Origin of the sequence: Achromobacter insolitus, assembly GCF_002209555.1 — a bacterium.
Lineage (GTDB): Bacteria > Pseudomonadota > Gammaproteobacteria > Burkholderiales > Burkholderiaceae_B > Achromobacter > Achromobacter insolitus.
In genome coordinates this window covers 401,233-423,809 of record NZ_NJIF01000003.1, presented here as the reverse complement: position 1 = coordinate 423,809, position 22,577 = coordinate 401,233, and the positions used below count along the sequence as shown (strand labels likewise).

21 protein-coding genes are annotated in these 22,577 nt (G+C 66.6%); 12 read left to right on the top strand and 9 right to left on the bottom strand.

Features of this window, described 5'->3' with window-relative positions; translation table 11 throughout:
• Positions 1 to 187 precede the first annotated feature (187 nt).
• From CEY08_RS12140 to CEY08_RS12125, 4 genes are all read right to left on the bottom strand, one after another.
• On the bottom strand, positions 188 to 472 hold the full coding sequence (locus CEY08_RS12140; RefSeq protein ID WP_084738543.1) for a hypothetical protein: 285 nt from the start codon (positions 470 to 472) through the stop codon (positions 188 to 190).
• A complete protein-coding gene (locus CEY08_RS12135; RefSeq protein WP_408609549.1) occupies positions 469 to 1,617 on the bottom strand; it encodes a BamA/TamA family outer membrane protein in 1,149 nt (382 codons plus the stop codon). The genes CEY08_RS12140 and CEY08_RS12135 overlap by 4 nt, the downstream gene beginning before the upstream one ends.
• A gap of 213 nt (positions 1,618 to 1,830) precedes the next feature.
• Positions 1,831 to 3,153, bottom strand: a complete 1,323-nt coding sequence (locus CEY08_RS12130; protein WP_076813467.1) for an MFS transporter — start codon at positions 3,151 to 3,153, stop codon at positions 1,831 to 1,833.
• A gap of 184 nt (positions 3,154 to 3,337) precedes the next feature.
• Positions 3,338 to 3,997, bottom strand: coding sequence for a GntR family transcriptional regulator (locus CEY08_RS12125; RefSeq protein ID WP_042793566.1), 660 nt, complete (start codon positions 3,995 to 3,997; stop codon positions 3,338 to 3,340).
• 125 nt (positions 3,998 to 4,122) lie between these two features.
• On the opposite strand from CEY08_RS12125, the gene CEY08_RS29965 reads away from it, so the two are divergent.
• From CEY08_RS29965 to CEY08_RS12095, 7 genes are all read left to right on the top strand, one after another.
• Positions 4,123 to 4,287, top strand: coding sequence for a hypothetical protein (locus CEY08_RS29965; protein WP_157123402.1), 165 nt, complete (start codon positions 4,123 to 4,125; stop codon positions 4,285 to 4,287).
• Positions 4,280 to 5,632: an amidase gene (locus CEY08_RS12120; RefSeq protein ID WP_084738544.1), complete on the top strand. Its 1,353-nt coding sequence runs from the start codon at positions 4,280 to 4,282 to the stop codon at positions 5,630 to 5,632. The genes CEY08_RS29965 and CEY08_RS12120 overlap by 8 nt, the downstream gene beginning before the upstream one ends.
• A 14-nt stretch (positions 5,633 to 5,646) precedes the next feature.
• A complete protein-coding gene (locus tag CEY08_RS12115; protein ID WP_076813469.1) occupies positions 5,647 to 6,843 on the top strand; it encodes a CaiB/BaiF CoA transferase family protein in 1,197 nt (398 codons plus the stop codon).
• Entirely contained in the window at positions 6,840 to 7,625 is a 786-nt protein-coding gene (locus CEY08_RS12110; protein WP_063640638.1) for an enoyl-CoA hydratase, read from the top strand. Before CEY08_RS12115 ends, CEY08_RS12110 begins: the two co-directional genes overlap by 4 nt.
• 28 nt (positions 7,626 to 7,653) lie before the next feature.
• Positions 7,654 to 8,556, top strand: coding sequence for a polysaccharide deacetylase family protein (locus CEY08_RS12105; protein ID WP_076813472.1), 903 nt, complete (start codon positions 7,654 to 7,656; stop codon positions 8,554 to 8,556).
• Positions 8,553 to 9,938: an MmgE/PrpD family protein gene (locus tag CEY08_RS12100; protein ID WP_076813474.1), complete on the top strand. Its 1,386-nt coding sequence runs from the start codon at positions 8,553 to 8,555 to the stop codon at positions 9,936 to 9,938. The genes CEY08_RS12105 and CEY08_RS12100 overlap by 4 nt, the downstream gene beginning before the upstream one ends.
• A gap of 71 nt (positions 9,939 to 10,009) precedes the next feature.
• Positions 10,010 to 10,636: a glutathione S-transferase family protein gene (locus CEY08_RS12095; RefSeq protein WP_042797048.1), complete on the top strand. Its 627-nt coding sequence runs from the start codon at positions 10,010 to 10,012 to the stop codon at positions 10,634 to 10,636.
• Positions 10,637 to 10,710: 74 nt separating this feature from the next.
• Here the strand turns inward: CEY08_RS12095 and CEY08_RS12090 are convergent, their stop codons facing one another.
• Together CEY08_RS12090 and CEY08_RS12085 are read right to left on the bottom strand one after the other, a co-directional pair.
• Positions 10,711 to 11,196 carry a DUF6644 family protein gene (locus CEY08_RS12090; protein ID WP_076813476.1) on the bottom strand — a complete coding sequence of 162 codons (486 nt, stop codon included), beginning with the start codon at positions 11,194 to 11,196 and terminating at the stop codon, positions 10,711 to 10,713.
• An 18-nt stretch (positions 11,197 to 11,214) separates the two neighbouring features.
• The gene (locus CEY08_RS12085; RefSeq protein ID WP_063640634.1) at positions 11,215 to 11,601 is read right to left on the bottom strand and encodes a DUF6152 family protein; all 387 of its coding nucleotides are present in this window, start codon (positions 11,599 to 11,601) and stop codon (positions 11,215 to 11,217) included.
• Positions 11,602 to 11,970: 369 nt separating this feature from the next.
• On the opposite strand from CEY08_RS12085, the gene CEY08_RS12080 reads away from it, so the two are divergent.
• The gene (locus tag CEY08_RS12080) at positions 11,971 to 13,347 is read left to right on the top strand and encodes an APC family permease (protein WP_076813479.1); all 1,377 of its coding nucleotides are present in this window, start codon (positions 11,971 to 11,973) and stop codon (positions 13,345 to 13,347) included.
• 72 nt (positions 13,348 to 13,419) lie between these two features.
• Positions 13,420 to 14,301 (top strand): SAM-dependent methyltransferase, encoded by an 882-nt coding sequence (locus CEY08_RS12075; RefSeq protein ID WP_197723185.1) that lies wholly within the window; start codon positions 13,420 to 13,422, stop codon positions 14,299 to 14,301.
• Here CEY08_RS12075 and CEY08_RS12070 read toward each other — a convergent pair.
• Genes CEY08_RS12070 through CEY08_RS12060 form a run of 3 tightly spaced genes read right to left on the bottom strand, consistent with a single transcriptional unit; the run spans position 14,298 to position 18,962 of the window.
• A complete protein-coding gene (locus CEY08_RS12070) occupies positions 14,298 to 15,449 on the bottom strand; it encodes an acyl-CoA dehydrogenase family protein (protein ID WP_076813482.1) in 1,152 nt (383 codons plus the stop codon). The genes CEY08_RS12075 and CEY08_RS12070 overlap by 4 nt on opposite strands.
• Before the next feature lie 36 nt (positions 15,450 to 15,485).
• Positions 15,486 to 17,567 carry an acetate--CoA ligase family protein gene (locus tag CEY08_RS12065; RefSeq protein ID WP_082900747.1) on the bottom strand — a complete coding sequence of 694 codons (2,082 nt, stop codon included), beginning with the start codon at positions 17,565 to 17,567 and terminating at the stop codon, positions 15,486 to 15,488.
• Between the two features lie 39 nt (positions 17,568 to 17,606).
• The gene (locus tag CEY08_RS12060; RefSeq protein ID WP_076813484.1) at positions 17,607 to 18,962 is read right to left on the bottom strand and encodes an MmgE/PrpD family protein; all 1,356 of its coding nucleotides are present in this window, start codon (positions 18,960 to 18,962) and stop codon (positions 17,607 to 17,609) included.
• A 226-nt stretch (positions 18,963 to 19,188) separates the two neighbouring features.
• Between CEY08_RS12060 and CEY08_RS12055 the strand changes: the two genes are divergently transcribed.
• The 3 genes from CEY08_RS12055 to CEY08_RS12045 are packed head-to-tail and all read left to right on the top strand — an operon-like array spanning position 19,189 to position 22,560.
• Positions 19,189 to 20,082, top strand: coding sequence for an NAD(P)-dependent oxidoreductase (locus CEY08_RS12055; protein ID WP_063640629.1), 894 nt, complete (start codon positions 19,189 to 19,191; stop codon positions 20,080 to 20,082).
• A gap of 57 nt (positions 20,083 to 20,139) precedes the next feature.
• Positions 20,140 to 21,117 carry a Bug family tripartite tricarboxylate transporter substrate binding protein gene (locus tag CEY08_RS12050; protein ID WP_042793574.1) on the top strand — a complete coding sequence of 326 codons (978 nt, stop codon included), beginning with the start codon at positions 20,140 to 20,142 and terminating at the stop codon, positions 21,115 to 21,117.
• Positions 21,118 to 22,560 (top strand): NAD-dependent succinate-semialdehyde dehydrogenase, encoded by a 1,443-nt coding sequence (locus CEY08_RS12045; RefSeq protein WP_076813487.1) that lies wholly within the window; start codon positions 21,118 to 21,120, stop codon positions 22,558 to 22,560.
• The last annotated feature ends 17 nt before the right edge of the window (positions 22,561 to 22,577 follow it).

Here is a 22,577-nt window from a genome sequence, read left to right as displayed (position 1 = left end):
GATGTGGGCTTCATGAATGACCGGATTCTGTTGGGCGTGCGCAAGGACCGCCCTGCTCGCCGGGCGTGCGCTCAGTAGTAACTGGCAAAGTTTCGCCACTAGAATCCGCAGCTCGCCCGCGGGGTGCAATGCTTTTTCGACGAAACGGGGATTTTTTTCGACGAAATCCGCAATCAAATGCAGATCGTTACACCGTGGGCGGCTTGCATGTAAGTGAAAGCATCTTGCGCCCTTTGGGCGTCAGGACGACCACGGGCTGGGCCTGTGGATCGTCACCGGCCGGAGACAAGTCCACCAATCCATTGGCCGTCGCGTCTTCCCAGGCGGACAGCCGCGGGCAGGAACTTCGCCAGGCGTCCAGGGTTTGCGCATAGGTGCGCGGCCGTTCAGCGATCCAGGCCAGGAATTGCAGCAGGTTCCCGATCTGGGAGACGCCGGCCTCCAGCATGGGGCTTTCGTCGTGTGTCTTCATCGCCATGCGCTCCCGACTTGAATGTAGAAGGCGTTCTGGTCCTTGCTGTGGGCAATGTCTATTCCCACGGCCAGGCCCAGTTTGGCCGCGATCAGATACCGGAAACCCGTGCCCACGCTGACGACGTTAGTGGAATCTGCAAAGGAGTTCCAGTTGCCATATGCCTTGCCCACGCCGCTGAACCCCAGTATGGACCAGCGCGGCGTGGCGTCCCAGCGCAGCTCGGCCTCGAAGGCCAGCGCATCGCGGTCCTGATAGCGGCCGCGTGCGACGCCGCGCAGGTCCACGTAGGGCTGCGCGTAGAACGGCACCGTGCCGCGCGTGAACTGCCCGTCGCCGCGCAGCCCCAGCGTCCATCGCGGCGCCAGCGGAAGCCAGGTGTAGCCGCGGGTGCGGTAGCTCTCGAAAGATTGGTCGCTGCCCAGCCAGCCCCGCGCGAACTCGGCTTCCAGTTCGGCGTAGCTGCCCCGGTTGGGGTAGAACATATTGTCCCGGGTGTCGTAGTCCACTACCACGCCGGCCTTGCCGATGTGCCCGGCCATCTCTGCCTTGGACAGCTCGCCTGCCGCCTCGCCCGTGAAACGGGTGTTTGAACGGAAGTACGTGTAGCGCGGGCCCACGTACCAGGGCGTGTCCCCGACCCGGGCCAGGACCTGCTGCATCAGGAAGGTGCCTTTCACCTCGTAGCTGCGTCCGTGGCTGGAGGCGCCGTAGTACTCGAGGTTGGCCCGCCCTTGGGCCAGCGCGCCCAGGTAGCGGTAGCGGTCGGCGTCCCAGCTGCGGAAATGGAACAGCGCGCCGCCGCGGGTGCCGTTTTCGGTAGCCATGGCGCCGATACCCGTGACGGTGGGCGGCGCCTTGTGCTTGTCGGCCGACGGATCTGACCGGTCCGCCTGGCCGGCATCCGGTGCCGCCGGTTCGGAAAAGTACAACAGCATCAGGCCGCCGCCATAGCCTACGGCAGGCTCGGTGATGATGACGGGCACGGGCAGCGCGCCGTTCTCGCGCAGCAGGAAGTTACCCATGTCCAGGCCGCCGCCGTCGGCGTCCGCCTGGGCGCGCGCCGTGCCAAGAAAGACCTGGCTGGCGCATAGCAGAATCAGGAGCCGTCCGGCCAAGGCGGCTGCGCGGTCTCGCGCGGGCAAGGCGCGCCTGTCGCGCTTGCGGCGGGATCCTTGAACGTATCTGCATTCCTGGCGCACGGAGTGTTTCCCCGCAGTAGCTGCCGCCGTCCGGCGATGTCGGGCGCGGCTTGCAAGAATCAGGCTGGCGCCGCGCGTTCAGTCGTGCTCCGCCGATGATGACACGGCGCCGGATCTTGCGCACTACTTCGAGGAGACGGCTCGCGCTGCCGGAGCCTAGACGGGCAGCTTGCGCATGGTCAGTGCGACGACCGCCGTCGCGACGACCTGCATGCCCGCCACCACATACAGGCCGGCGGCCACGCCCCCCGTCCACTCCTTGAGCCAGCCCATCATGAAAGGCGTGGCAAAGCCGGCCAGGTTACCGACCGAATTGATGAAGGCGATGCCGCCCGCAGCCGCGGTGCCGGTCAGGAAGGCCGCGGGAATGGCCCAGAACACCGGAAAGGAGCCCAGCACGCCTATGGCTGCGATGCTCAACGCCGCCATCGCCAGCACGGGGCTGCCGATGTAGATTCCTGTCAGCGACAGCCCCAGGGCGCCGATCAGGGTGGCGCCAGCGCAATGCAGCCGGCGTTCCCGAGTCGAGTCTGAATGCATGCCGTTGATCACCATTGCGGCCGTGCCCAGGATGAACGGAATGGCCGACAACAGGCCGATGTTCAGCGCGCCCTGCACACCCAGTTCACGAACGATAGAAGGCATCCAGAAGGCCAAGGTCGCGTTGCCGCCCACGATGCAAAAGTAAGCCGCGGTGCACAACCACAATGCAGGCTGGCGCAAGGCTTGGGTGAAACTGGAGTGCTTTGCGGAATCGAGGCGCTCGCCCTCCAATTCCGCCACCAAGGCGGCCTTCTCCGCCGCGCTGAGCCAGCGCGCCTGTTGCGGCCGGTCCGGCAGGTACGCCAGCACCACGAATCCGGCGATGACGGAAGGAATGCCTTCCAGCACGAACAGCCATTGCCAGTTGCGCAATGGAGCCACACCGTCCATGCCGCTCATGATGAGTCCGGCGATGGGCCCGCCCACAATGCCCGCGATCCCGAATGACGTCATGAACCAGCCATTGATGCGCCCTCGCCTGCCTGCGGGGATCCAGTACGTCAGATAAAGCATGACGCCGGGGAAGAAACCTGCTTCGAAGGCGCCCAGCAGAAAGCGCAGGACATAGAAGGAGGTCGGAGTCGTGACGAATGCCATCGCCATCGAGGTCAGGCCCCACAGGATGGTGATGCGCGCCAGGGTCTTGCGCGCGCCGATCCGCTGCAGCAGCAGGTTGCTGGGCACTTCGAAGATGAAATAGCCAATGAAGAAGATACCCGCTCCAAGCCCATACACGGCTTCGCTGAAGCGCAGATCCTGCAACATCTGCAGCTTGGCGAAACCGACATTCACGCGATCGATCCACGCCAGCAGGAACAGGAAGATCAAGAACGGTATGAGGCGCCAGGCGACCTTGCGGTGCATCTGGCCGGGATCGGCGGCCGACGCGGCGCCATGCGCCGGCGTGGAAAGGGGTTGCGGTGAAACAGCATCCATAGCGGGTTCCTCGGTGGAGCGGATCAGGGGAAAGCGCCCTAGCCCGCCGACACCGGGGCAAGGTCACGCGAGCAGATGTTTTTGTCTGCTATAAATATATTTTGCCATTTTGAAAAAATACAATAATAAGGATTTACCCGCAGGTATCCCTGCGGGCGCCAGGCTCCCGGCAGCCCGCTGAACGTCAGGCAAGCAGGTTCTTGGGCAGCGCGGCGACAAAGGAAGCGAAGCTGGTCGCGCCTTGTCCGGGACTCATGTGCTGCGTCATGACGGCCGCGGCGCGGACCGAGTCTTGCGCCTGGATGGCCTCAAGCAGCTGGCCGTGCTGTTCCCATGACGTGGCAAGGCGGCCAAACGCCGAGAAAGCATGGAGCCGGTAGGCGCCCGTCCGCGACCGCATCCGCAGGATTTCCTGGCGCAGATAAGGATTGCGTGCGCCCATGTACAGGGCGTCGTGGAACCGCCGGTTGTGTTCCTGCCAGGCGTCTGTGTCTTCTCGCCGCACTACTGCGGCGGCGCGCTCGTGGATGACCGCCAGCTCATCGCGTTCCGCGGGAGTCATGCGCTCGCAGGCCAGTCGCGCGCCGATGCCCTCCAGCTCGGCCAGCAGTTCCCACATGGCCAGCAGCTGGGCCACATCCATCTTGGCCACCACCATGCCGCCGCGCGGCAGGCTGGCCACCAGCCCTTGCGCCTGCAATTGCAGCAGCGCCTCGCGCACGGGCGTGCGCGACACGTCGTAGGTCTGCATCAGCATCTGTTCGTCTACGGGATCCCCGGGCAGCAGGCTGCCGTCACGGATGGATTCTTCGACGGACAGGCGGATGCGCTCAGCGGCTTTCATGGCGGACTCCGGTCAGGGGTTGAAGAAAACTGAACTGCGGCATAGTATTTTCTTGACTTCTATAAATATATTTATGAGACTAGACTTTTATTTTACCGAGCAAAGTGCGGCAGGAGGTAATGCGCATGGAAGACGCCACCAAACAGGAATGGCAGGCCTGGGTTGCCCTGGTCTGCAAAATGCACGGCCTGGCTGTGCCAGTGGAAACTCAGCAGGCGGTCGCGCGCACCCTGCTGCGCCTTGCCGCCATCGAAGCTGACATCGCGGATTGCGGGAGCGGGCATGCCTGAATCCCTGCTGCATCTTTCCGTGGAAGACATGCGCCTGCGCCATGCCCTGGCCGAGCCGGGCGAACGCGCTGGGCTCATTGACGCGCTGGCGGCCGCGTTCCAGCGCCGCGCGGGCGAACTCCACTGCGCCATCCGGACCTATCTTCCGCCTGCGTCGGTTCGGCCCGGCGGCCTGCTTGAAGGCGTGGCGCTGGCGCACAAGGATGTCTTTGAGACGGGGGCGCACACGCCCGGCTGCGGCCGTCCGCCGCGCGAGGGCACGCCGGGTCCGATCGCGACCGTGCTGCAACGCCTGCAGGACCAGGGCGCGCTCAATCTTGGCGCGTTGGCGATGGCCGAGCATGCCTGCGGTGCGACGGCCGAGAACCCTCACGGGCCGACGCTGGCCAACCCGCTGGACATCGCCGCTGCGGTGGGCGGGTCGTCCAGCGGCTGCGCGGTCGCGGTGGCCGCCGGGCTGGTTCCCGCCTCGCTCGGCACGGACACGGCGGGATCCGTACGTATGCCGGCGGCAACCTGCGGCCTGGTAGGACTGAAACCGACCCGGGGAGCAATTCCGGCCGATGGCGTGGCCGCGTTGGCGCCGACGCTGGACACGGTCGGGGTGATAGGCCGCGGCGCGCTCGATGTTGCCTGCGTCTACGCCGCGCTGCTGCCCGCTGGCATGGCTGCCCCTGCGCTGCCCGGCGACATGGCCGGCATCGCAGAGTATCTATCGCGGCCAAGACGTTGGCGGGTTGCGTCCACGCTAGGCACGGCCGGTGCGCGCGCCGACGTGGCGGCCGAGATGACCCGCTTTGAGCAGCGCGTGGACGCGCTGGCGCGCGTCGATGCCTGTCCGGCGCCGGACCTCGACCGCCTGAACCGTCTGGCGCAGATCGTTCTGCACGCGGAAGCCGCGTTGACGCTGGCTGGCAGCGTGCGGCGCGAGCTGGCCACGCTGGCGCCGGCAACCCAGGCCATTGCGCTGCCGGGCTGGGCCATGCCCGCCATCTGGTATCGCCATGCGATGGCGCGCATTGCGCCATTGCGCGCCGCGTTTCTCGCCAGCCACCTGGGCGGCGCAGATCTGTTGCTCACGCCCTGCCTGCCGCAGGGCGTGCCGGACCGCGCCGCGGTCACCACCACCAGCCCGGCCTTCGACCCGCGCGCGCTCGCGGCGCTGCATCGCCATCACGCTTATATCAATTACCTGGGACTGCCGGCCCTGGTGCTGCCCGCGGGCATCGACGCGCAAGGCCGTCCCGTCTGCGTGCAGGCGATCGGCGCGCCTGGCAGCGAGCCCTTGCTGCTGGCTTTCGCACACCAGTTCGCCCTGCCCTTTTCCGCCCTTCTGCAACGCTAATCCACGGAATCATCATGGCCAGAATCAATGCCTCCTCCACCCTCTCCCGCTTTCGCGTGCTGGATCTTTCGCGCGTGCGCGCCGGCCCGACCTGCGTTCGTATCCTGGCCGATTTCGGCGCGGACGTGATCCGTATCGAACCGCCGGCCGGGATCGATCCCAACGAAGCCATGTTCGCCGCGGACCGCACCGGCGGCGATTTCCAGAACCTGAACCGCAACAAGCGGTCGATGACGCTGAACCTGAAGAAGCCCGAAGGGTTGGCGGTGTTCAAGCAACTGGTAGCGTCCGCCGACGTGGTGGTGGAAAACTGGCGTCCCGACGTCAAGTCACGGCTCGGGGTCGATTACGAAGCGCTGCGCGCCATCAATCCCCGCATCATCCTGGCCAGCATTTCCGGTTTTGGCCAGGATGGCCCCTATGCGGACCGGCCGGGTTTCGACCAGATCATCCAGGGCATGGGCGGGCTTATGTCGGTCACGGGCTTCGCTGGCGGCGGCCCGTTGCGGGCCGGGCTGGCGGTCGCTGATTGCGGCACCGGCATCTACGCCGCGGTCGGCGTATTGCTGGCCCTGATAGAACGGGAACAATCCGGCGTAGGCCAATGGGTCCACAGTTCCCTCTTGCATACCCAGATCGCACTGATGGACTTCCAGGCGGCGCGCTACCTGAACGATGGCGACACGCCGGTACAGGCGGGCAATGACCACCCGACCAGCAGCCCGATGGGCTTGTTTGAAGGCAGCGATGGCGCTTTCAACCTGGGCGCTTCCGGAGAAGGCAACTGGCGCCGCCTGTGCGCCTGCCTGGAGATGCCGCAGTGGTTGGAAGATCCGCGCTACGCGACGGAGAAGCTGCGGGTGGCAAACCGGGCCTCCCTCAATGAATCCCTGGCGCAGCGCTTTCGCGAACATCCCGTAGCGCACTGGGTCGGCTTGCTGAACCAGGCCGGCGTGCCCGCGGGGCCGGTCTACAGCATCCCGCAGGTATTCGAGGACGAACAGGTGCGGCATCTCGGCGTGGCCCAGCCGGTCGAGGACGAGGCCGGACATGCGTACCGGCTGATCTCGCAACCCGTGGCCTTGACGCGCACGCCCGCGCGCATCGCCCGCCCTGCGCCCGGATGGGGCGAACATACCCGGGAGATGCTGGGGGAAATCGGCTATGCCGCGGCCGACATCGAACGCCTGTACGACGAGGGCGTGGTATGAGCGGGGGCCAGATCCAGGTGGAACGCCAGGATGGCGTGGCCACGTTGACGGTCTGCCATCCTGAACGGCGCAACGCGATGACGCTGGCCATGTGGCAGCAATTGGCCGCCGCATTGCGGGAGCTCGAGGGTACCGGCGTTCGGGTACTGGTGCTGACTGGCGCGGGTTCGCGTGCGTTCGTGTCGGGCGCCGATATCAGCGAGTTCGACCAGGCGCGCGATGGCCAGGCCGCCGTGGCCCGGTACAACCAGGCGGTGGCGCAAGCGCAACGGATGCTGGCCGAGTTCTCGGCGCCCACCGTGGCGTTGATCCAGGGCGCCTGCATGGGAGGCGGCATCGGTCTGGCGCTGGCCTGCGACCTGCGCTATGCCAGCGCCAGCGCCCGCTTTCGCATGCCTGCCGCGCGGCTGGGCCTGGGTTACAGCCTTGCGGACATGCGCAGGCTGGTGGACGTGGTGGGCGCGGCCTCCGCGTTCGACCTCTTCTATACCGCCCGCATCCTCGATGCCGAACAGGCAGAGCGTCGTGGCCTGGTCCATGAACGCTATGCCGACGATGACTTTGCCCGCCAGACCCAGGCACGCGTGCGCGGCATCGCCGCCAATGCGCCCCTCTCCCTGCGCGCGGCAAAGGCGGCCATACTGGCGACCATGAATCCGCCGGCGCCGGCCGGGACCGAGGCGATCGACGCCCTGGTGCGGCAGTGTTTCGATAGCGCGGACTATGCCGAAGGCCGGCGGGCGTTCGCTGAAAAGCGCGATCCGGTCTTCCTCGGCCGCTGAGTCATTTTTGAACCATGAGCAAAGTGCCATGAACAACCCACGCATTCCTTTCATGCTTTCCAGCCAGCGCCCGCCCTTGGCGGGCCTGGATGGCCGCGCCATCCTGGTGCACCTGGTGGTCAATGTCGAGCACTGGCCGTTCGACCAGCCCATGCCTCGCACCCTGCTTACCCCGCCGCACGGGCGCGAGACGGTTCCGGACGTGCCGAACTTCAGCTGGGCCGAATACGGCCTGCGCTGCGGCCTGCCCCGGATGATCGACGCCATCCGCAGCCGCGGCCTGCCGGCCTCGGCCAGCCTGAATGCTTCGGTCATCGATGCCTATCCTCAAGCGGCGCAGGCGCTGCTGGAGGCGGGCTGGGAGTTCATCGGCCACGGGATTCACCAGCGGGCGCTGTCGCAGGAAGATGGCGATGGACAAGCCCGCACCATCGTCGCGGCCCTCGACCGGATCGAACGCTTCAGCGGCCGCCGTCCGCGCGGCTGGCTATCCCCGGGACTGCGCGAGACGCAGGATACGCCGGACCTCCTGGCGCAGGCCGGCATCGACTATCTGTTCGACTGGTGCCTGGACGATCTGCCCAACTGGATGCGGACCTCGGGACGTCCGCTGCTCGCGCTGCCCTATGCGCTGGAGCTCAACGATTCGGTCATCCACGCGGTGGAAAAGCACGCCACGGGGGAATTCGGCCGGCGCCTGGAGCGGACGCTGGACCTGTACGCCGAGGAGGCGCGGCATAACGGCAGGCCTCGCGTCCTCACATTGGGGCTGCATCCGCACCTCATGGGCGTGCCACACCGCTATGCCGATCTGCTCGACATGCTGGACCGGCTGCAGCGGCATCCGATGACCCGCTTCGTCACGGGCGCCGGGATATACGAATGGTATGCGGGCCAGATACGCCCGGACTTCGGCGGGGCGCAGGCATGAGCGCCGTCGACACCCTGGTTTCCCATTTGCTGCGCACGCGCTATGAAGATTTGCCGGCCGCCGCGGTAGAGGCGGCCAAGACCTTCATTCTCGATGCGGTCGGCGTGGGTCTGTCCGGTTCGCGCCATCCGCGCATGCCGTCGTTGCGGCAGGCTGCCCAGGCGCTCGGCCCAGGCTCGGAAGCCACCGTCTGGGGCAGCGGCGAGCGGCTGCCGCTGGCCAGCGCCGTCATGCTCAACGCCTATCAGGTCTTCAATCAGGAATTCGACGCGATCCATGACCGCGCCGTGGTGCATGCGTTTGCCTGCATCGTGCCGGCGGCCCTGGGGTATGCCGAACGCGAAGGCGGTGTGGACGGCACCCGGCTCATCACCGCCGTCGCCACGGGGCTGGACTTCGCCATCTACGTCGCATTGGCCCAGCGCGCGCCCATGCGGTTCTTCCGGCCGGCCATGTGTGGCGGCCTGGGCGCCACGGCCACGCTGTGCAAACTGGCCGGACTGGACGAAGCTGCCACTCGCGATGCGTTGGGACTGGCGTATAGCCATCTGTCGGGCACCATGCAGGCGCATATCGAGGGATCTCCGGCAGTCGGCCTGCAGGTCGGCCTGAATGCCAGGGCCGCGGTCACGGCCTTCGAGTTGGCGCGGGCGGGGTTTCCCGGTCCGCGCGACATTCTCGAGGGGCCTTATGGTTACTTCGCGCTCTATGACGCTGGCCAGGCCAACTGGGATGAGGTGCGCGCAGACGTGGGCCGCGTGTTCCAGATAAGCCGCATGAGCCATAAACCCTACCCGACCGGCCGGGCCACGCACAGCGGCATCGGCGCCGTGCTGGAACTGATGCGCCAGCACGCGCTGCGGCCCGAGGACATAGACCGCGTGACGGTCCGCGCGTCCTCGCTCATTGTGCGTCTGGTTGGCCGTCCGGCGCAGCTTGGCATGGACTCCGCCACCGCCCGGCTCTGCATGGGCTATGCCATGGCCACGGCCATATTGCGCGGGCGGGTCGGCATTCCCGATTTCGATCCACCCGCGCTGGCGGAGGCGGCGACGTACGAACTGGCCGCCCGCATCCAGGTCGTGGATGATGGCAACCCCGATCCCAACGCCATGAGTCCCCAGCGCGTCGAACTGCGGCTCAAGGACGGCCGCGAATTCGCGGTCGACATGCCGGCCTTCCCCGGCAGCCCGGAAAAGCCCTTGGACATGGCGCAACAGGACGCCAAGTTCGAGGCCTGCTGCGCCTCCGCGTGTCCGCCCTTGCCCGCCGCGCAGACGCGCGAACTGGCACGAAGGCTGCGCGGCCTGGATGCCGAACGGGATTTGCGGGAAATCGTTGGCCTCTTGAAGGCACCGCGCGGTATTGGAATCACGGGGTGATCAGGCTACCCTGTAGCCGGCAGCCCTCAGGGGCGACATGGCTTTTCAACCGTTGAAAGAAGAGGATGCAGATGTCCCGTTGGACTTTTTACTCCGCCCCTGGCACCTGTGCGCTGGCAACGCATATCGCGCTGCGCGAGGCGGGCGCCGATTTCGATCTGGTCAAGCTTGATATGGGCGCCGTGCAGCAGCAAAGCCCCGAGTACCTGCGCATCAATCCCAAGGGCCGAGTGCCCGCGCTGGTTACCGAACAGGGGGTGCTGACCGAGACGCCCGCCCTGCTCGCGTTCGTTGCGCAGCGCTTTCCGCAAGCGCAATTGGCGCCGCTGGACGATCCCTTCGCGTTCGCCCGCATGCAGGAACTGGCGAGTTATCTGGCGTCCACCGCCCACGTGGCGCATGCGCACAAGCGGCGCGGCGCCCGTTGGGCGGACGATCCCGCCGCGCACGCCGCCATGCAGGCCAAGGTGCCGCAGACCATGACGGCCTGCGCCGCCTACCTGGAGTCGCAGATCGTCGGCCCCTGGGTGGCCGGCGACCGCTACAGCGTGGTGGACGGTTATCTGTACACCATCGGCAGCTGGCTGGAGGGCGACGGGGTCGATCTTGCACAGTTCCCGACATTGACGGCCTACCTGGCCCGCGTTGCCGCCCGGCCGGCCGTGCAACGCGCGCTGGCCGAAGCGCAGCCCGCTTGATTCTTCTGGGCCTGCCTCTCGGGGCGGGCCGCCTGCGCCGCAAAGGCGCAGGCGCATAAGCCTCAGGGCCTGTTCTACAAGAACCCGATCCAGCGCCCCGCAACCAGGCAACCCAGCCACAGCAACAGCGAGGCGCCGGCTCGCGCGCGCATCCCGCCCGTCGCCCTGCCCTGATCCAGTACCGTTTGCCAGGCTTTGCTGCGATGCACGAGCAATGCATTAAGCGCGCCGGCGGCCAACAAGCCCATCTTGGCGCCGAAGGCGGGATTTGCCAGGTACTCCAGCGGCCGGACACTAAAGAGCATGGCCCCGGTCATGATTGCCAGGCCCAGGCCCACGGCCGCGGTGCGCGCCAGCACCGGCGCCAGCGAGGCCAGCGGCCCCGGCTTCATGAGCCCCAGCAGACGCAAATCCAACGGGACGATGGACCCTATGAGCAGGCCGATTGCGCCGATATGGGCCGCATTTACCAATAGGTAAAGCGTCGCCGACCGCCGCAGCCAGATCGACGGCGGCAGGGATTCAAGGTGTTCCAGCGCAAGGCGCAGCAGCTCGGGCATGGATCGCGCTGGCGCGGTTCAGGGTTTCTGGATGCGGCTGGGATAGATGTCGTAGGTCTTGCCGCCCACCTTGATCTGGACGGCCTTCATGCGTTTGGTGCCTGCCTCGCGGTCGCGATTGCCCACCGCGACGATAGCGTCGCCCGGCTTGGCGGATCCTTCGACGAAGCCGGCGTCCTTGGTCTGGGTGGGATTGCCGAGCTCCACCCGCCAGACCCCGTCTTCGGCGCGTACATCCAGCCAGGGATGCGGGGGCGCGATCTGCACTTGTTGAACGGTGCCTTGCAGCGTCATCTGTTCGGACTCCGCCCACGACCAGCCATGATGCGCCAGCGTGGCCGGCGCCACGCTCGCCAGTCCGGAAAGCACCAGCCCTGCCACAGCCGTACGTATGGAAAGCTTCATGTCGATCCCCTGAATTGCGGTTGGCTCCCCTTCCCCTTGCGGCGGCCGCTCGTGCGGGGCGCGTCCTGCGCAACCAGCATAGCGTGGGTTCATGCCATATCGATCAATTCCGTTTCTAAGAAATCACTTTAACTAAAGCACTTTAAGTGCCATATTTAGGTGATATTAATCAATTACTTAAAAGCGTTATTTCCGGCGAACAGGATGCCGGATTCGAGCTGAATTCCGTGAAATTTGGCTGTTTTGGGGAAAACCCGAAGAAACTTTTCGCTCTAGCCAGGGGTCGCAAATTGTTCAGGTGATTGTCAGGCACCGTCCCCCAAATGGCGCTGCCGCCCGCCACTCGCCGCACCCAACCGTGAGCCTCCGATGACACAGCCCACCTTGCGCTCGTCCGCGAATCCGGCCCTGCTGCTTCAGGCGCGCGCGCCCACCGGTTTGTCGGTCATGGATGCCACCATGGTGTTGGTGGGCGTGGTTATCGGGATTGGCATATTCGGATTTCCCCCGCTGGTGGCGCAGCACGCAGGTTCCGAGGCGGTTTACATCGCGCTGTGGTGCGCGGGCGGCCTGGTAATGCTGGTGGGCGCGCTTTGCTACGCGGAACTGGGGTCGGCCTATCCCGGCTCGGGTGGCGAGTACCTGTATCTGACGCGCGCCTGGGGGCGGCATGTGGGAATGATGTTCGCCTGGGCGCGTTGCTCCGTCATCCAGACCGGCGCCATTGCCGTCGTGGCATACATCTATGGCGATTACGCGCAACGGCTTGCGCCGCTGGGCGCGTACGGCCCGGCGTTGCACGCGGCGATATCGGTGGTGGCGCTGACTGCTCTGAACGTGGCGGGCACGCGCTACTCCAAGCGCCTGCAATGGCTGTTCACGGCGCTGACGGTGGCGGCGCTGGCCGCCGTGCTGGTGGCCAGCCTGGCCGCGGCGGGCGACAGTCCGTTGCGCGTCGACACCGCGCCCGCGCCGCTGGCGGGCAATACCGCCGGCTTGCTGGGCATGGGCATGGTGTTCGTGCTGCTTACCTACGGCGGCTGGAACGAGGCCGCCTATCTCAGCGGCGAGCTGCGCGATCCGGGCCGCAACATGAGCCGGGTACTGCTGATTGGCACCGCGCTGGTAACCGGCGCCTACGTGCTGACCAACCTCGCGTTGCTCGAAATCTTCGGCTTGCAAGGACTGCGCGACACGCCGGCGCTGGGAGCGGACGTGATGCAACTGGCCGCCGGACCCTACGCCGCCGCCCTGCTCAGCCTCACGATCTGCGCCACGGCGCTCAGTACCATCAATGGCACCATCATCACCGGCGCGCGGGTGTATTGCGCGCTTGGCCGCGATGTGCCGCGCCTGCGCGTACTGGCGGCGTGGAGCAAACAGGGCGAAACCCCGACTTCCGCGTTGCTGGTCCAAGGCGCGATCACGCTGGCATTGATCGCGCTGGGCGCCTTCAGCCAGAACAGCGTGCAGACCCTGGTCGCCTACACCGCGCCGGTATTCTGGCTGTTCATGCTCCTTGTTGCGGCTTCGGTATGGCGTCTCAGGCGGATCGATCCCGACTGCCCGCGACCATTTCGTGTGCCGCTTTATCCCCTGCCCCCGTTGCTGCTGGCCTTGACGTGCGCCGGCCTGGTGTATTCCAGCGCCATGTACGCCGGCGCCGGTGCGCTGATCGGCCTGGCGGTGCTGGCCGCGGGCCTGCCTATGCTGCGCCTGCTGGGGCCGCCACAGGCGCGGATCTAGCCTTCTTTTCCCGGGCGGCCAGCCGCGCAAGGCCACCCCGTCCGCAAGCCACCGCTGCAAGGAGCCCACATCATGCAAATCGCGATTCCTTTCTTCAGACCCGTTGCCCAGGCAAGCGCGCCGCAACTGCGCGCCGCCTTGCTGGCGTCGGCCGTGGCCTTGGCCCTGGCCTGCGCGCCGTTTCAAGCGCAGAGCGCTTCCGCCGCCGCCCAATCCGCCGAACAGAAAGCCGGACAGAAAGAATATGTGCCCGACGTCGGCCAGGACGGCAAGGACGTCATCTGGGTGCCCACGCCCCAGGCGTTGGTCGATACCATGCTGGACATGGCCAAGGTCACGCCCAAGGACCGCTTGATGGACCTGGGTTCTGGCGACGGCCGCACGGTGATCACGGCGGCGCAACGCGGCCTCAAGGCCCAGGGTATCGAATACAACCCGGACCTGGTCGAACTGTCGCGCCGCAATGCCGAGCGCGCCGGCGTCGCGGACCGGGCCACCTTCGTAACCGCGGACCTGTTCACGACCGACCTGACGCAGGCGGACGTCATCACCATGTTCCTGCTGTCGACCATCAACGAAAAGCTGCGGCCCAAACTCCTGGAGTTGGCGCCGGGCACGCGGATCGTGTCCAACTCTTTCCGCATGGGCGACTGGGAGCCGGACGCCGAGGAAACGATCCGGCAGGACTGCAACACCTATTGCACCGCGCTGCTGTGGATCGTGCCCGCCAAGGTGGCGGGCAAATGGGAGGTCGACGGCCAGCCCTTGCAACTGGAGCAGCGCTACCAGCGCCTGTCCGGCATGCTGGGCAGCGCGCCTTTGTCGGAGGCGCGCCTGAACGGCAATGAAATCTCGTTCGTGGCCAACGGCGTGCGCTACACCGGCACGGTCAACGGCAAGCAGATGAGCGGCAGCGCCGCAGGCCGGGGCAATTGGTCGGCCAAGCGGGTCTAGCGCGGCGGGCGCTGCGGGAAGCTGCGTTCGAAGATGCCCTCGGCGATGCGATTCTTCAGGATCTCGATCGAGCCGCCCGCTATCATCCAGCCGCGGCATCGCCGCACGCAGTATTCGACCAGCGATTCGCGGCTGTAGCCCAGCCCGCCCAGCACCTGTAGCGCGTCGTTGGCGACCTCGAAGCCGATCTGGTTGCAATAGGCTTTGGCGATCGCGGTGTCCGTGGCCGAGGGAAAGCCCGTATCGGCGGCGCTGGCGGCCCGGTACAGCAGCAGTTGGGCGGCGTCCAGCTTGATGCGCATGTCGGCGAACTTCCATTGCAACCCCTGGAACTCGCACAGCAGGCGCCCGAACTGTTTGCGCTGCATGGCCCAGTTGCGCGCCTCTTCGTAGGCATAGCGGCCCAGGGCCAGCGAACGCGCCGTGTTGCCGATTCGCTCCACGTTGAACCCGGCGATCTGTTTTTTGAAGCCGCCTTCGCCCAGCACCACCATGTCGTCCGCGACAAATACGTTGTCGAAGAAGATCTCTACCCATTCCTCGCCCGACATGAAGGCGGAGCGTTTGCCCAGTTTCACCCCGTCCGCCTTCGTGTCGATCAGCACCGAGCCGATACCGCCCGTGCCAGGGCCGAAGCGCACATAAGTCAGGATCACGCTGGCGTGCGGACCGTGGGTCGTGAAGATCTTGGTGCCGTTGATGCGCCAGCCGGCCTCCGCGCGCGTGGCGCTGGTCTTGAGCTCGGTCACGGCCGAACCGGCGTCGGGCTCCGTCATGCCGACCGAGATCAGTCCTTCGCCAGCCAGGAGCGCGCTCAGGTATTTCTGCTTTTGCAGGCTGCTGCCGTATTCGGCCAGCACGCGGATCGCCCCAAAATTGCCCGCCTGCACGACATCGGCGCTGCGCGGACACACCGAGGCCACCGTTTCGATGGCGATGACGGCGTCCATCAGCGAGCCGCCCACGCCGCCGTCCGCTTCGGCGATGGTGATGCCGAGCAATCCCTGGCGCGCCATTTTGCGGGCAACGTCCCATGGGTAGTCGTCGGAGTGCGCGCGCTCGACCGCGCCGTCGCGCAGTTCGCCCTGCGCAAAGCGCCGCACCGCGCCTTGGAAATCCAGTTGTTCCGGGGTCAGGTTGAAATCCATCTTTGTTTCCTGGTAGAGGGGGAATCTGATTTGGCGTCAGGCCAGCCGGGCCAGACCGTCCACGGCGACCACGCCGTCGGCGCGGACAAACAAGGGGTTGATCTCGGCTTCTTCAATTTGCACGCCGGTGGCGCAGGCCAGCCGGGAGAAGGCTGCGATGGCACGCGCCAGCGCCTGGCAATCGCCCTGCGGCAGCCCGCGAAAGCCGCGTATCAACCGGGTCTGCCGCACTTCGTGCATCATCCGAAAGGCCTCTTCCTCGTCCACCGGCGCCAGGCGCACCGCATAGTCAGGCGACAGTTCCGCGGCAATGCCGCCCGCCCCTAACAGCACGGTGGGGCCGACCAAGGGGTCGTGGCGGTAGCCCAGGATCATTTCGATCAGACGCGTTTCCATGGGCTGAACGAGAATGCCGTCGATGCGGGCGCCGGGCGCCTGGCGCCGGACGTTCTCCAGCATTTCTTCCGTAGCGCTGCGCAATGCGTCGCTATCGGCGATGCCGACTCGCACGGCGCCCAGTTCCGTCTTGTGCGCCAGATCCCGCGAACAGACCTTGGCGACCACGGGATATGGGACGGAATGGTCCAGCGTCGCCGGGTCGGCCAGCTGCCCGCGCGCCACGGGCACACCCAGGCGGCCGAACAATGCGCCGGCCTCGTGTTCGCTCAACATGCCTGAACGCGGCAGCTCCGCCGGCCAGGCGAAAGCCTTGCCAGGGGCTGGCGGCCTGCTCCCTTGGGCAAAGTACACCGCCAAGGCGTCCGCGCATGCCTCCGGCGTGCGGAAGGCCGCAATGCCACCTGCGCGCAGCAGCGCCAGCGATTCCGGCGCCTCGGGAGCCAGGAACACGGCCAGCGGCTTGTCTTCGGGTTTGTCGGCTTCCAGCAGCGGCTTGACCGCCAGCGCGGGATGGAACTGGGCGGACGACCCGACCACGCTCAGTACCGCGTCGCACCAGCCAGCGCGCAGCAGCTCCTCGAGCAACATCTTGTACTGGGCGCTGCTTGCCGCCAGGGTCAAGTCGATGACGGGCGTTTCGCGGATGCGCAACCCCTGTTGCGCCATGCGGTGCACGAAGTCGGGAGGCGGCGCCACCGCGACCATGCCGTGCAGTCCCAGGTTGTCGACCACCGTCGCTGCGCCGCCGCCCGTGGTGGTAATCACCGCGACCCGGGCTGGCTGGTCCGCGGCGCCAGGCGCGGGCCGCCTGCGGGTATGGCGGGATGCCAGCGGCGCGATTTCGAACAGCGTCTCCAGGTGACGCACACGCATCACCCCGTATGCCTTAAGAAAGGCGTCCACCGCGACATCATTGCCTGCCATGGCGCCGGTGTGCGATTGCGCCAGTGCGTCGCCCTGCTCCGAGCGCCCCAGTTTGTATGCGATTACCGGTTTGCCCGCTGCTTGCGCCCGCGCCAACGCCCGGGCCAGGGTGGCGGCGTCGCGCAAGGTTTCCAGGAACAGCAGGATGACCTTGGTATGCGGATCGTCCACCAGCGCATGGACGACCTCGCCTACGGTAATGTCGCTTTCATTCCCGACGGAAACGGACTTGGCGAAACCGAAGCCCCGCGCCGCCGCCCGGGATAGCAGCGATCCCATCATCGAGCCGCTTTGCGACACCATGCTGATTTCGCCGGCCAATAGCGTTTCGGCCTCGAATGCCGCATTGACCGAGACAATCCCGCCGGTATGCAGATTGGCGGAGCCGATGCTGTTCGGGCCCAGCAGCCGCAAACCCAAGGCGCGGGCCTGCGCCACCAGCTCCGCCTGGCGCGCCTGTCCTTCCGGTCCGGTTTCGCCGAAGCCGTCGGAGTAGATCGTTACCACCCGGGCGCCGGCCCGGGCGCACTGGGCAAGCATGGCCGCGACCTCGCGGCCCGGGATCATGATGAAAACGTGGTCGACAGGTCCGGGCACGTCGGCCAAGGAGGGATAGGCTTTTTCGCCCAGGATTTCGGCGCGTCCGGCATTGATGGGATAGACGGCGCCGGCGTATCCGTGCTTGCGCATGAAGCGCAATGGCCGGGCGGTGTTCTTGCCCAGGTCGCCGGAAGCGCCCACCAGGGCGATGGATCGGGGCGACAAGAGCGCGTCTGCAAAAGAAGTGTCTGACATGGATGAGGCTGGTGTCATGGATAGGCTGAGGGGAAAGCGTCAGGGCCGAGGCATGTCGGCTGCCAGGCGCAGCGCGCGCACCGGCATGCCGTCCAGGCGCCAGACGGCGTCGCGCAGCGCCAGCGCGCGGTCGCGGCCCAGCACCGGGCCGGCAAGTTCCTCGAACTTGTCGTTCAGGTCGGCATCGGACAACGGCGATTCGGGGTCGCCCTTGCGGTAGGGAGAATGGTGTTCCAGCGTCTGGCCGCCGGTGGTGGTGATCGCTATGCGTGCTGAGCGCGACTTCGGAAAGCCCGCGGTCAGCGTTTCGTCGGCACGCAGCTCCAGTCTTTGCATCAGTTGGCGCACTTGCGGGTCTTGCAGGCGCTGGGGCTCGAAGGCATTCAGGCGCACCGAGCCGTGTACCAGGGCGTGCGCCACGACATAAGGCAGGCTGAACTTGGCTTCAAAGGCCGTGCCGGGAGCGAAGTTGCCCGTCACGTCCAGCGCGGTCTGGTAGGTGTCCACGCGCAAGCGCTCGATTTGCTCGGCACGCACGCCGCGTTCCCGCAGCGCCAGGGCGCCGTCGATCGCTGCAAAGGTATGGCCGCAGCAGCCATGGTTCTTCTGGGTGATGTCGAGGATGTTGTAGCGAGTGCCCAGGCCGTCGACCGCCAGGCTCCAGTCCGGATCTTGCGCCAGTGCCGCCCCGAATCCGACTTTGCCTTCCAGGATGTCGGGCACGCCGGTAATGCCGTGCGCGGCGCCCTGCCCCGCCCGCACGCCGACCGCGGCCGCATGGCCTGCGTGCAGCGCCTTGCTCATTGCGTCGGAACGGAAAGCCTGTTGCAGGCCGCTGGCAAGCGTGCCGGCGGTGGCCAGCGCATGCAGCATGGTCTCGGGGTCGCCGGGCGCGCACAAGGCCGCCGTCGCTGCCGCGCCGCCGAAGCAGCCGACGGTGCCAGTGGTATGGAAGTACCTGTAATGCGCTGGCTGGACCGCGGCGCCGATACGGGTCGATATCTCGTAGCCCACCACGATGGCGTTCAGGAACGCCTGGCCGCTGGCGTCGGCGTCCTCGGCCAGGGCCAGCGCCGCCGCGATGGTCGGGCAACCCGGGTGGTAGATCGCGTCGCGAAAGATGTCGTCGAACTCGACGGCGTGGGAAACGCTGCCGTTGATCCAGGCCGCCGTGGCTGGGAATGCGGTCGTGGCGCAGCCTGGCAGGCTGGATCGGCCCGACCCCAGCTCCGCGCCATGCGCGCCCAGCAACTGCAGGCAGGGCTGGGTGCGTGTTCCCGGATACAGGGCCGCCAGCCAGTCGAGGAAGGCGCGTTTGGCGTGGTGGATGACCTCTTCCGGCAGCCTGGTCCGGGTGTCGTGCGCGCCATAGGCGGCAATCGTGTCCAGCAACATGCATGTCTCCGTTGTTGTCGCGGCGCGTTGGCGCATCGCTCGTCTCTGCCGATCACTCTATGCGTCCGGGCGCGTCCAGCGTTGATAAAAAGGAAAACGAGCGTTCTTGTTCCCGAGGGGGCGGAATTGGAGAACGTTGCTTTGCCAATTTTTCATACCGGCCGTCCCGCGCACTCCGTAAGCTGCATGCAACAACTAAAAAACCCGCAACACAAAGGAGGAAGTAATGAGCGACAGTAAGACCCCGCTGGGCTTCATCGGGCTGGGCGTCATGGGCGAGCCCATGTGCGCCAATCTGGTCCGCAAGTCCGGCCATCCCGTCTATGTGACCGACATCAGCCCCGAACCGGTCGCCCGGATCGGGGCGCTGGGAGGCCATGCCTGCGCCTCCATCGTCGAGGTGGCCCAAAGCGCGGAAATCGTGTTCCTGTCCCTGCCCAGCATCGTGCAGGTGGAACAGGTTTGCACCGGACCTGGCGGTCTGGTGGAGGCGGCCGGGCGTGTGCGCATCGTCGTGGACATGAGCACCAGCGACGTCACCCGCACGCGCAAGCTGGCCGAAACGCTGCGCGGCCACGGCATCGTGCTGGTCGACGCGCCGGTCGCCCGCATGCGCGAGGCCGCCAGGCTGGGCACGTTGATGATTACCGTGGGCGCCACGCGCGAAGACTACGAAACCGTATTGCCCTATCTGTCGTGCATGGGCACGGACGTGATGCTTTGCGGCGGCGTGGGCAATGGCCAGGTGGTCAAGATCATGAACAACATGGTGGTGTTCATGACTGTGCACGCGCTGGCCGAGGCCATCACGATAGGCCGCAGCGCAGGCGTGGACGGGACGCTGCTGCTGGACGCCCTGAGCAAGGGGTCGGCCGATAGCTTCGTGCTGCGCAATCCGGGCCAGAAGGCGCTCGCTGCCGAGAACTACCCGGAAAAGACCTTCCCCACCGAGTACGCGATCAAGGACATCCTGCTGGCGCTGGAACTGGCCAGGCAGGGCGAGGTGGACGCCCGCTCCGCCAAGCTGACGCACGACCTGCTGGAACGCACCCGCGCGGCAGGCTACGTCAAGGAGTACTACCCGGTGATGGTCAAGCTGATCGAACGCGGCTACCAGTAAGCCGGCCGGCCCACCGGGCGGCGCAGTCCGCGCCGCTCCTCCTATTCCGAGAAAACCATGAAATCATTATTTGCCAGGTGGGCGCTGCCCGCGTTCGCCGCAGCAATCGGCTTCAACTCGGCCGCGGCCGACTATCCGACCAAGCCCGTCACGCTGGTGATCGGCTTTACGGCGGGCGGCCCCACTGATGCGGTCGGCCGGTACCTTGCCCGCAAGCTCGAGGCCGAACTGGGCCAGACCGTGGTGGTCGAGAACCGCGCGGGCGCCAATGGCGTGGTGGCCGTGCAAGCCGTCAAGCGCGCTGCCGCCGATGGCTACACCCTCATGCTGGGCAGCAGCGGCACGCTGTCCATCGAGCCCGTCTACAAACAGAAGGTCGACTACCAGGTACTGAAGGACTTCCAACCCATCGCCCTGGTGGCGAGCTATCCGTACTTGCTGGTGGTGCCGTCCGGCTCCCCCTTCAATACCGTGCAGGAACTGATTGCCGGGGCGCGCAAGAAGCCCGGGACCCTTACCTTCGCGTCCGCCGGAAGCGGCGCGGTGAACCATCTTGCGGGCGAATGGTTCAAGAGCGCCGCCAAGCTTGATATCACGCACGTGCCCTACAAGGGCGACTCGGCCGCCATCGCCGACCTGGTCGCGGGCCGGGTCGACATGGCGTTCCTGAGCGCGATCGCCGCCATGCCCCAAGTGCAGGCGGGCAAGATGCGCGCCCTGGCAATCGCCAGCGCGGCGCCCTCGCCCGTCGCGCCTGGCGTGCCGACGGTGGCGCAGGCCGCGGGAATCCCGGGATTCACGGCCGAGCCCTGGAATGGCGTGCTGGCGCCACGAGGACTGCCGCCGGAAGTGACGCTGCGCCTTAACACGGCAGTCAACAAGATCATGGAGACCGCCGAATCCCGCGAAGCCTTGCTGAAACTGGGTCAATTTCCCATGACGGGCAGCGCGGACGATTTCGGGCGGCACATCCGTACCCAGACCGAGCGCTGGGCGCAAGTGATCCAGGAAAGCAACATCGCCAAGGCGGAATAAATGGACAACTCCCTGCAGTACCCCGAACTGAACCTGTTGATCGGCGGGCAGGCCCTTGCAGCGGGCAGCCGCCGCACCCTGGACGTCACGGATCCGGCCACGCTGGCCGTGCTGGGCCGCCTGCCCGTCGCAACATCCGACGATATCGACGCGGCCCTGGATGCCGCGCACCGCAGTTTTCCGCGTTGGCGCGATACGCCGGCGTTGGAACGGGCCGCAATCCTGCGCCGCGCAGCCGCCCTGATGCGCGAGCGCGCGCCGCGCCTGGCGTGGTTGATCACGCGCGAACTGGGCAAACCGCTGGCGGAATCCGAAAAGGAAGTGGCCACGGCCGCGGAAATGTTTGAATGGGCCGCCGAGGAAGCCCGCCGTACCTATGGCCGGCTGATTCCAGGACGCGTGGCGGGCATCCGCCAGATGGCGATTCCCGAACCTGTCGGGCCGGTGGCGGCGTTTTCGGGGTGGAATGCCCCCGCCATCACGCCTTCGCGCAAGATCGCGGGCGCCTTGGGGGCCGGATGCTCCATCGTCATCAAGCCGTCCGAGGAAACGCCGGCAATCGCGCTGGAAATCGGTCGGGCGCTGGCGGACGCAGGCCTGCCCGCGGGCACGCTCAACATGCTGTTCGGCGATCCGGGCGAGATATCGCGGCGGTTGATCGAGTCGCCGCTCATCCGCATGGTGACCTTTACCGGGTCGACTTCCATCGGACGCGAGCTGGCCGTGATGGCGGCCGCGGGCCTGAAACGCGCCACGCTGGAACTGGGCGGCCATGCGCCGGTGCTGGTGTTCGATGATGCGGATGCCGAAGCGGCCGCCGATACCGTGCTGGCGGCCAAGCTGCGGAACTCCGGCCAGATCTGCACCTCGCCTACGCGCATGTACGTACAGCGCGGCGTGTACGAACGTTTCGTGGCGCGCCTGGCGGAGCGCGCCCGCGGATGGCGCGTCGGCAATGGCCTGGATGCAGGTGTACAGATGGGGCCGCTGGCCAATCCCAGGCGGCTGGCTGCGATGGAATCCATGGTGGCGGACGCGCTGGCGCATGGCGCGCAGTTGGCGGCCGGCGGCACGCGGCCCGATCTGCCTGGCTGGTTCTGGGCCCCTACCGTGCTGCGCGATGCCGGGACCGACTGTATGGCCGCCCATACGGAGCCTTTTGGCCCGCTGGCGCTGGTCAGTCCTTTCGATGACCTGGACGAAGGCCTGGCGCTGGCCAATCGCCTGCCATTCGGGCTGGCGGCCTACGTCTTCACGCGGGATTCCGCCATTGCCCGGACCGCCACGGAACGCATCGAAAGCGGCGTCGTCTGCGTGAACCACTGCCAGGCATCGCTGCCGGAGACGCCCTTTGGCGGTTTCAAGGACAGCGGCCTCGGCAAGGAAGGCGGCATCGAGGGCCTGCAGGAATTCATGCAAATCAAATACGTAAGCCAGATATAGGCCAACCTAGGGAGACA

Coding starts and splice junctions, on each gene's coding strand:
- CEY08_RS12125 (WP_042793566.1), bottom strand. CDS start 3,997: ATGAAAGCCGCTGAGCGCATCCGCCTGTCCGTCGAAGAATCCATCCGT.
- CEY08_RS29965 (WP_157123402.1), top strand. CDS start 4,123: ATGGAAGACGCCACCAAACAGGAATGGCAGGCCTGGGTTGCCCTGGTC.
- CEY08_RS12140 (WP_084738543.1), bottom strand. CDS start 472: ATGAAGACACACGACGAAAGCCCCATGCTGGAGGCCGGCGTCTCCCAG.
- CEY08_RS12060 (WP_076813484.1), bottom strand. CDS start 18,962: ATGTTGCTGGACACGATTGCCGCCTATGGCGCGCACGACACCCGGACC.
- CEY08_RS12130 (WP_076813467.1), bottom strand. CDS start 3,153: ATGGATGCTGTTTCACCGCAACCCCTTTCCACGCCGGCGCATGGCGCC.
- CEY08_RS12090 (WP_076813476.1), bottom strand. CDS start 11,196: ATGCCCGAGCTGCTGCGCCTTGCGCTGGAACACCTTGAATCCCTGCCG.
- CEY08_RS12120 (WP_084738544.1), top strand. CDS start 4,280: ATGCCTGAATCCCTGCTGCATCTTTCCGTGGAAGACATGCGCCTGCGC.
- CEY08_RS12115 (WP_076813469.1), top strand. CDS start 5,647: ATGGCCAGAATCAATGCCTCCTCCACCCTCTCCCGCTTTCGCGTGCTG.
- CEY08_RS12100 (WP_076813474.1), top strand. CDS start 8,553: ATGAGCGCCGTCGACACCCTGGTTTCCCATTTGCTGCGCACGCGCTAT.
- CEY08_RS12095 (WP_042797048.1), top strand. CDS start 10,010: ATGTCCCGTTGGACTTTTTACTCCGCCCCTGGCACCTGTGCGCTGGCA.
- CEY08_RS12110 (WP_063640638.1), top strand. CDS start 6,840: ATGAGCGGGGGCCAGATCCAGGTGGAACGCCAGGATGGCGTGGCCACG.
- CEY08_RS12085 (WP_063640634.1), bottom strand. CDS start 11,601: ATGAAGCTTTCCATACGTACGGCTGTGGCAGGGCTGGTGCTTTCCGGA.
- CEY08_RS12080 (WP_076813479.1), top strand. CDS start 11,971: ATGACACAGCCCACCTTGCGCTCGTCCGCGAATCCGGCCCTGCTGCTT.
- CEY08_RS12070 (WP_076813482.1), bottom strand. CDS start 15,449: ATGGATTTCAACCTGACCCCGGAACAACTGGATTTCCAAGGCGCGGTG.
- CEY08_RS12050 (WP_042793574.1), top strand. CDS start 20,140: ATGAAATCATTATTTGCCAGGTGGGCGCTGCCCGCGTTCGCCGCAGCA.
- CEY08_RS12045 (WP_076813487.1), top strand. CDS start 21,118: ATGGACAACTCCCTGCAGTACCCCGAACTGAACCTGTTGATCGGCGGG.
- CEY08_RS12105 (WP_076813472.1), top strand. CDS start 7,654: ATGAACAACCCACGCATTCCTTTCATGCTTTCCAGCCAGCGCCCGCCC.
- CEY08_RS12075 (WP_197723185.1), top strand. CDS start 13,420: ATGCAAATCGCGATTCCTTTCTTCAGACCCGTTGCCCAGGCAAGCGCG.
- CEY08_RS12065 (WP_082900747.1), bottom strand. CDS start 17,567: ATGTCAGACACTTCTTTTGCAGACGCGCTCTTGTCGCCCCGATCCATC.
- CEY08_RS12055 (WP_063640629.1), top strand. CDS start 19,189: ATGAGCGACAGTAAGACCCCGCTGGGCTTCATCGGGCTGGGCGTCATG.